10 protein-coding genes and 1 pseudogene are annotated in these 7,320 nt (G+C 61.9%); 9 read left to right on the forward strand and 2 right to left on the reverse strand.

Features of this window, described 5'->3' with window-relative positions; all coding sequences use genetic code 11:
* Nucleotides 1-321 precede the first annotated feature (321 nt).
* Entirely contained in the window at nucleotides 322-1,731 is a 1,410-nt protein-coding gene (locus tag Q0L57_RS14925) for a DDE-type integrase/transposase/recombinase (RefSeq protein ID WP_296743820.1), read from the reverse strand.
* A gap of 188 nt (nucleotides 1,732-1,919) precedes the next feature.
* Here Q0L57_RS14925 and Q0L57_RS14930 point away from each other — a divergent pair, with 188 nt between their 5' ends.
* From Q0L57_RS14930 to Q0L57_RS14940, 3 genes and pseudogenes are all read left to right on the forward strand, one after another.
* Nucleotides 1,920-2,351, forward strand: a complete 432-nt coding sequence (locus Q0L57_RS14930) for an IS5 family transposase (protein ID WP_296743822.1) — start codon at nucleotides 1,920-1,922, stop codon at nucleotides 2,349-2,351.
* A pseudogene (locus Q0L57_RS14935) lies at nucleotides 2,318-2,701 on the forward strand (IS5 family transposase); the annotation flags it as partial. The gene Q0L57_RS14930 and the pseudogene Q0L57_RS14935, both read left to right, overlap by 34 nt.
* Nucleotides 2,702-2,772: 71 nt before the next feature.
* Nucleotides 2,773-3,345 carry a recombinase family protein gene (locus Q0L57_RS14940; RefSeq protein ID WP_296743824.1) on the forward strand — a complete coding sequence of 191 codons (573 nt, stop codon included), beginning with the start codon at nucleotides 2,773-2,775 and terminating at the stop codon, nucleotides 3,343-3,345.
* Nucleotides 3,346-3,360: 15 nt separating this feature from the next.
* Here the strand turns inward: Q0L57_RS14940 and Q0L57_RS14945 are convergent, their stop codons facing one another.
* Nucleotides 3,361-3,789 (reverse strand): flagellar basal body protein, encoded by a 429-nt coding sequence (locus Q0L57_RS14945; RefSeq protein ID WP_296743825.1) that lies wholly within the window; start codon nucleotides 3,787-3,789, stop codon nucleotides 3,361-3,363.
* A gap of 299 nt (nucleotides 3,790-4,088) precedes the next feature.
* Between Q0L57_RS14945 and Q0L57_RS14950 the strand changes: the two genes are divergently transcribed.
* From Q0L57_RS14950 to Q0L57_RS14975, 6 genes are all read left to right on the forward strand, one after another.
* Nucleotides 4,089-4,664 carry a recombinase family protein gene (locus Q0L57_RS14950; RefSeq protein ID WP_296743827.1) on the forward strand — a complete coding sequence of 192 codons (576 nt, stop codon included), beginning with the start codon at nucleotides 4,089-4,091 and terminating at the stop codon, nucleotides 4,662-4,664.
* 238 nt (nucleotides 4,665-4,902) lie between these two features.
* On the forward strand, nucleotides 4,903-5,253 hold the full coding sequence (locus Q0L57_RS14955) for a type II toxin-antitoxin system RelE/ParE family toxin (protein WP_296743828.1): 351 nt from the start codon (nucleotides 4,903-4,905) through the stop codon (nucleotides 5,251-5,253).
* Nucleotides 5,250-5,588 carry a helix-turn-helix domain-containing protein gene (locus Q0L57_RS14960; RefSeq protein WP_296743830.1) on the forward strand — a complete coding sequence of 113 codons (339 nt, stop codon included), beginning with the start codon at nucleotides 5,250-5,252 and terminating at the stop codon, nucleotides 5,586-5,588. Before Q0L57_RS14955 ends, Q0L57_RS14960 begins: the two co-directional genes overlap by 4 nt.
* A 345-nt stretch (nucleotides 5,589-5,933) precedes the next feature.
* Entirely contained in the window at nucleotides 5,934-6,617 is a 684-nt protein-coding gene (parA, locus tag Q0L57_RS14965) for a ParA family partition ATPase (protein WP_296743832.1), read from the forward strand.
* Nucleotides 6,614-6,880 (forward strand): ribbon-helix-helix domain-containing protein, encoded by a 267-nt coding sequence (locus Q0L57_RS14970; protein ID WP_296743833.1) that lies wholly within the window; start codon nucleotides 6,614-6,616, stop codon nucleotides 6,878-6,880. The genes parA and Q0L57_RS14970 overlap by 4 nt, the downstream gene beginning before the upstream one ends.
* 122 nt (nucleotides 6,881-7,002) lie before the next feature.
* Nucleotides 7,003-7,194 (forward strand): ribbon-helix-helix domain-containing protein, encoded by a 192-nt coding sequence (locus Q0L57_RS14975; protein WP_296743835.1) that lies wholly within the window; start codon nucleotides 7,003-7,005, stop codon nucleotides 7,192-7,194.
* The last annotated feature ends 126 nt before the right edge of the window (nucleotides 7,195-7,320 follow it).

A 7,320-nucleotide genomic window follows, 5' to 3' on the forward strand; every position in this document is an offset into this window, starting at 1 on the left:
CGGGTCAGGCCGCCAACCGCCCAAGCGGAGCAAGATGGCGGGAATGGTCGCCGCGATGGCGATCCCGAGATAAGCCACGAAACGGCCCAGTGCCGCTGTCTTGGTGGTGGCTTCCATTTTTTGTCTCCTACACTGAGCAATACATTCGCGTCTGGCACTGCCAAATTTGGCTCATCGCTTTAGCCAAGGAAGCATAGCCTGTCCTATAAATGAGAATGTCCTGTTCTCCCTAAAACGAACGATTGCCGGAGAGACGGGGCGAGCAATCCGAACGGCTGTGAACGGTCGCGCTAAGTGGCGGCATTCTGATCGCGCTATTTGTCAGTTGCCGGGTCCGATCACGAGGCAGTCTTGCGCGGCCTGTACGATGTCGGGCGACACCGCGTCGACGCGATTGAGGGTCATAATCCGCCGCATCTGCGCGAACAGGCGCTCCATCAGCCGGAAGTTGCCGCGCGTGATGCGGATCACTGCCGCCTGAGCCTCGATCGCGTCGAGCTGGGCCGGGTCGAAGGTGATGCCGAAGTCGCCGGCATGGGTCGCCAGCAACAGGCACATCTCCGTTTCGGTCAGCGGTTTGAACTCGTGAACGAAGCCGATGCGCGAGTAGAACTGGGCGTAGCGGGCAAGGCGTTTTTCCAAGCCTGGCATTCCCATCAGGATCAACCCGAATCCACGGCGATCGGCCATGTCGCGAAGGTGTTCGAGGCTGTCGGGCATCGCGGGCAGGAACCCGCCCTTTTGCCATCGCGAAACCGGGGGTTCGCCGGTGCTGCCATGTTGGCGGCGATGATAGACGCCGCACACGAAAGTCTCGAAGCGCGTCCGCAGCTCGTCGAGCTTGAGGGTCGGTGCCGACAATGATTTGCCCGCGATTGTGTGTCCTGGCAGGTCCGACAGGAACATGTCGTTGATGGTGCGGAACACCCGCTCGATCTTGCCGCGCCCGCGCGGGCGACCCGGCAGCGAATGGATGAGGCGGATTTTGAGGGCGATGCACGCCTGCTCGATGTGCTCGGAGATGAAATCCGAGCCGTTATCGACGTAGAGCTGTTCGGGAATGCCGCTGACGATCCACGCGGGATTGGCCTTCCTCCAGATCGCCTGTCGCAAAGCCAGCGCCGTGTTCAATGCACTCGGCGCGTCTAGGCTGATGAAATAACCGGCGATGGCCCGGCTGTGATCGTCGAGAACGACCGTCAGCCAAGGGCGTACCGGTGTCCCCGCATCATCGAGAACGAGAATGTCGAGCACGGTATGATCCGCCTGCCACATCTCATTCGAGGCCGCGGCCTCGCGCCGATGCACCAGTTCGTGCTCGTCGCGGTAGGCTGCCGGGTCGGAGGCTGCTGCGATCTGGCTTGCCGGTATCGCCCTGACGACACGCGCGACGGCCGAGTAGCTTGGTGCCCGGTGCCCTTCGGCGACGGCGAGTTCCTGCAACTTCCGGTGAATGGCGGCAACCGGGGGACGCGGGCGTTTGATGGCGAGATCGCGGACAAGCGCGACCAGGTGGTCCGGCAGGTGCAACCTGCCCCGATCGGCTCGCGAGATGCGCGCGAGGCCAGCGAGGCCTTTGGACCGGTATCGGGCGAGCCAACGCTGCAATGTTCGTTCGCTCACCGTGTCGGTGCGAGCGAGGTCGGCGAGTGAGATGTTGTCGGTCAGATGCGGTTCGAGGATGCGATAGCGCTCGATCGCCAGCGGCGGGACGAGCGCCGGGTGCGTCACCGACGGTTCATGCTGCAGGTAAGGAAAACGGGGATTTGATTGCCTGCCACGTTGCGAAATCCGCTCGATTGCAAAACCGGCCTATTCGACGTAAATCTACCCGGTAAAGAAAACTAGATGGTGTTGACAAAGTGGATTCCCAAACGGTCTGATCTCTGATTCAAGGCTGCTCTTTGCGGAGAGCAGCAATGGCGCGTGGCGATCTGACGGACGAGGAATGGGCGGTGCTTGAAGGTCTGCTGCCGTCAGAGCGCGGCCGAAAGGCGCGGCCCTCGCATGACAATCGGCGGTTTCTGAACGGCATGCTGCATGTGCTGCGGGTTGGCTGCCCCTGGCGGGACATGCACGAGCGCTACGGCAAGTGGAACTCGGTCTATGTGCGGTTCCGGCGCTGGGCGGAACAAGGCGTCTGGGATGCGATGCTGGCCACGCTGGTCGAGTTCGGGCTGACCGACGACTGGCAGCACATGATCGACAGCACCACGGTTCGCGGCCATGTTTCGGCAGCGGGCGCTAAAGGGGGACTCATAAGGAGGCTTTTGGTCGATCACGCGGCGGCTTTACGTGCAAAGTCCACGCCCGCTGTGACAATCAGGGACGCCCTCTCGGCTTCGTCCTGACCGGCGGCGAAGCGTCGGATTACGGCGCTGTCGAAGACCTCATGGCGCTGCCGGTCAACAAGCCCAAGGCGCTGCTGGCCGACAAAGGCTATGACGGCGATGCGGTCCGGACAGACCTGTTGATACGCGGTATCCTGCCGATCATCCCGCCAAAGGCCAACCGGCGCGAACCCATCGCCTGTGACTTCCGACGATACCGGGACCGGAACCGCATCGAGCGCATGTTCGGCCACCTCAAGCATCAACGCCGCATCGCCACCCGCTACGACAAAACCGCACTTTCGTTCGCCAGCTTCCTCAATCTCGCCGCCATCCGCCGGTGGCTGCCCAACTTTGTCAACAGGGCCTAGGGCAACATAATCCTGTCAATGACGACATCCTTGCCAAAGGCCGGTCGCCGGCGCCGCAACAGCCGCCAACCGTGAAGATCGGCTACGCGCGTGTCTCGACCGCCGAGCAGAATCTCGACCTGCAAAAGGATGCCCTGCTCGCGGCCGGGTGTGGGAAGGTCATCACCGACAAGGCGTCGGGCGCGACCGCCGCTAGGCCTGGCCTCGACCAGGTGAAGGAGCAGCTTCGTGCCGGCGACACGCTGGTGGTTTGGCGGCTTGACCGGCTTGGCCGCTCGCTGCGCGATCTGATCGGGTGGATGACCTACCTCGACGAAGAGAAGGTTGGGCTGCTGAGCCTACACGAGGCGATCGACACCTCTACGACCTCGGGCAAGCTCACTTTCCATCTGTTCGGCGCGCTGGCGGAGTTCGAGCGCAACCTGATCCGCGAGCGCACCCAGGCCGGCCTCACCGCTGCCCGCGCCCGTGGCAAGAAAGGCGGCCGACCCACGGCGCTCAACAAGGACAAGCGCGACCTGGCCGTTCGGCTCTATCACGAGAACACTATGCCGATCGCTAAGGTTTGCTCGATGCTCGGTATCTCCAAGCCGACACTCTATGCCTATGTGCGCTCCGCAGAGGCCAAAGCGGTATCCGCGTAACGATAGAGCTGGTATTTACCCTCGCTTTGTGCCGAGAGCGGTTTTCATGTAGCTATCCAGCTTGCGGCTGATCCCCGCGATTGTTGCGAACTCAGCCTGAATATTACCCATCTTAAGAAGCTGTTCCTCCAAAGTCACGTTGTTGCCGTCTGGCTTTGTTTCACTTGTGTCTCTATCGAGTATGATCTCATTTGACAGCTGTAGTGGACGAGCACCCAATGCTGCCATGTCAGCAGTAATTTCGACCTGCGGGCGTGCTATCTGCGGCCCGTTTCCAGGGCTCAGAGTACTTTCCAGAAGTTTAGCGAAATCAGGTGCCTTGACGTCACGAGCTTTATAACCAGGCGTCTCGCTGTTGGCGATATTTCCCGCAATAACGCGTTGCCGCAACGATAAATTTCGCAGCGATGCGTCAATCGCATTCAGCAGTGGCGGCTCAGACACTCCAGGAACCCTCCTACACATGCTAGGCGCGCTGATCGGCCCCTCTCCTTATAGGAAAAGATTCAGGGTTTGGCGGCTCGAACCGTCCTCGCCGGCATGCTTTGATCTCGAACATACGCGGTCGCTCGGCTCGCAGGCTAATTGGATACCGCTAAAGTCAAATAGCGCGATCAGAATGCCGCCACTTAGGGTGAACGTTTACAAACGGCTTCGCAGCGGCCATTATTCTCTCCCGAAACACTCCCTTGTTTCTATATCCGAAATCGAGCTAGCTCGCGTCGAGTTTTCGGAGAACGCCCTTGCTCGTCGGCTATGCCCGCGTGTCCACCAGGGACCAGTCCCCTGCCCTACAGATCGACGCGCTTCATGCGGCCGGGTGCGAACGCGTGTTCACCGAGAAGGCATCGGGCGCGCAGCGCGATCGGCCCGAGTTGAAGGCCGCGCTCGAATATATCCGTGCTGGTGATTCCCTTGTGGTGTGGAAACTCGACCGCCTCGCGCGATCGGTGCGACAGCTCGTGGAGACGGCCGAAGATCTCGCCAAGCGCGAGATCGGCCTTCGTGTGCTGACCCAAGCGATCGACACGACCAGTCCGGGCGGGCGGCTCGTGTTCCATGTTTTCGCGGCCGTGGCGGAGTTTGAGCGCGAGCTGACCTTGGAGCGCACCCACGCCGGGCTTGCCCAGGCAAAGGCGTTGGGCCGACGTGGCGGGCGCAAACCGGCGATGGGGCCGGCCGAGATCAAGCGCGCCAAGGCGATGCTCGCAGACCCGACCATCACCGTGGAGGAGGTCGCGCAGCAGATCGGGGTGCAGCCGTCGACGCTCTATCGGCATATACCGGGCGGGCGCAGCTCGCTTAGCCAGGCGGCGTAGCGGAGGCCGTCTGTTCGACGGCCGCGTTTTTGTCCCGCCCACCCAGCCCTGTGGGCCTGGCCTTCGGCCCGGCCGGGCGTAGCGCGCGGTTCAGGCAAACAGATCGGCGACTGCCTACACGTGAGCGTGTTCACACGTTCACGTGTTCATAGGTTCGATGAGACCATCAATATCACGAGTCCGAATGAGCGATGCATCACCCTTGACCGCGTTGTGAAATATAACTACATTCGCGCCAATGCATCGAAAAGCCCTGCGCAACATTTCGTGGATCAAGGGCGCGCTCAAAGAGTTCGGCCGCTTTCCCGACGATGCGCAGGATCAGGCCACGGATGCCCTCACGGCGATCGCCGAGGGCGACACGCCGGAAATCGTCAAGCCCATGACCGGGTTGGGTTCGGGCATGTGGGAACTGGCGATCAAGGAGCGGGGAGACGCCTTCCGGGTGATCTACGCCCTCCAGCTCGACGACGACATTTGGGTGGTTCACGCCTTCCAGAAGAAATCCAAGAGCGGGGTCGCCACCCCGAAGCAGGAAATTGACTTGGTGCGTGAGCGCATCAAGCGTTTGAAGGAGGCGCTGCAATGACCGACGATGACGACTTCGAGCTGATCCGAGGCACCGGCAACGTCTATGCCGACCTTGGCATGAAGGAACCGGAACAGCGCCAGCTCCGCGCCATTCTGGCGGCCGAAATCAGCAAAACGCTATCGACTGACAATCTGACAGTGCGGGCGGCCGAGAAAATCACCGGCGTCGCCGCTGCCGATTTTTCGCGTATCCGCCAAGCCAAGCTCAAGGGCTTCACGATCGACCGGTTGATGACGATCCTCGACCGGCTCAATCGCGACGTGCAGGTGTCCGTATCCGTGCTGCCGCGCAAGGCAGACGGGCAAGCAGGCTTTCACCTTCATCCGGCTTGAGATGCTCGACCAGGCCATCGAGGAGGCGCGTTCCAGGTTCGATGACCTATCGCCGACGGAGCTGGAAGCACTGATCGACGAGGCTGTTTCAGCGACGCGGCGAGCGCCGAAGCTCGCGAACAACAAATAGAGTCCGGCGCCTGCCGCTGCGCGGCACCGCCGCTCTCAGTCGCTTCGCTCCCCAAGCCCGCAAGCGGTCTTGGCCCTGCCGGGTTCCGATCGGCTGGCGGAGCGCGGAATCCGCGCAGCGGATCGCCGCCAATCGACACCGTTGACCACTGCGCTCCAATCGTCCACACGTCCACGTGTTCACACGCTCACACGTCCACGTGTCCAGAGGTTCACATGAAGGTCATCACCATCATTAGCCAGAAGGGCGGTGCGGGCAAAACGACCTTGGCGATCCACCTAGCTGCGGCCGGCGCGGGCGCAGGGTTCACGACCTTGATCCTCGACACCGACCCGCAGGCGACCGCGAGCCACTGGAGCGAGTGGCGCGGATCGTCGGACCTTGAGGTAGTCGATTGCGCCTCCCCTCCCCTTTTGCCCCGCAAGCTTCAGCAGGCGGCCGAACTCGGTGCCGATCTGGTGGTGATCGACACCCCGCCCCATGCCGACATTATGGCGCGTGAAGCCTGCAAGGTCGCCGACCTGGTGCTGATTCCCTGTCGTCCCCAGGCTTTTGACCTCAAAGCCGTCGAGATAACGGCCGAACTGGTGCAGGCGACCGGCAAACCCGCGTTCGTGCTGTTCATGGGCGGCCCCCAGCGCGCGCCGACGACCTACCGGGACGCCCGCGAGTTGATCGAGGGCAGCGATGGCGTTGCCGGCATGGGCGTGGACGTTGCGCCCGTCATGCTCACCCAGCGAGCGATCTATCATCACAGCACGGCGCAGGGGAAAACCGCGATCGAGCTGGAACCCGAAGGCAAAGCGGCAGAGGAGGTCGCCGCGCTATGGGCGTGGACAAGTAAACAGGTGAACGTGTCCACACGTTCACGAGTGAACAAGAAGCGAGGCGCGGCATGAGCAAGTTCGGCGCGATGAAGCAGCAGCGGGCGGAGAAGGCCGACGCAATCGGCGACAGCCCCGATCCCGCGACCACAACGCCAGCCCCTCGCGCGGCGGCACGGCAGGGTAAGAAAGCGGTGAGCGCGTATTTCAGCCCCGCCGTCAGTCGCGGCTTGAACATGCTGGCAGCCGAGGAAGGAACGACGGTGCAGGCGCTCCTTGGCGAAGCCATCGACTTGCTCATGCGCCAGCACGGCAAGCACCCGTTCGGAGAGCGGTAGCTGTCCACGTGTGAATATGTGGGTATGTGAACGTGTGAACACAGGAAATCAGGAGCTTGGAGGTGGCAAGATCGACGAACGCCAGGAAGCCGACTGGCCCGGCAGCAGAGGTTGAAGAACCGATGCTGCCGATCGAAGCGCCACGCCGCCAACGCAACCGAATCGGCAAAAAAACGATTGGCGGCAAGTTCGACCCGGCTGTAGCGAGGGCGTTCGCGATCCTTGCCGTCAAGGAGGATGCGACGATCGAGGCGATGCTGACCGAGGCGGTCCTAGACATTCTCCAGAAATACAAGCAGCCAATCGAGCGGTGAACACGTTCACACGATAGCATGTGAACGTGTGAACACGCAGGCTATTCGTAGCACCAGATAGAAGCCGCTTCCCAGCGTCCCGATAATCTGACAGGCTTTGTTGTCGGCGAACGAGTTCGCCGATTC

Origin of the sequence: Mesorhizobium sp. (assembly GCF_024509055.1) — a bacterium.
Taxonomy (GTDB): domain Bacteria; phylum Pseudomonadota; class Alphaproteobacteria; order Rhizobiales; family Rhizobiaceae; genus Mesorhizobium.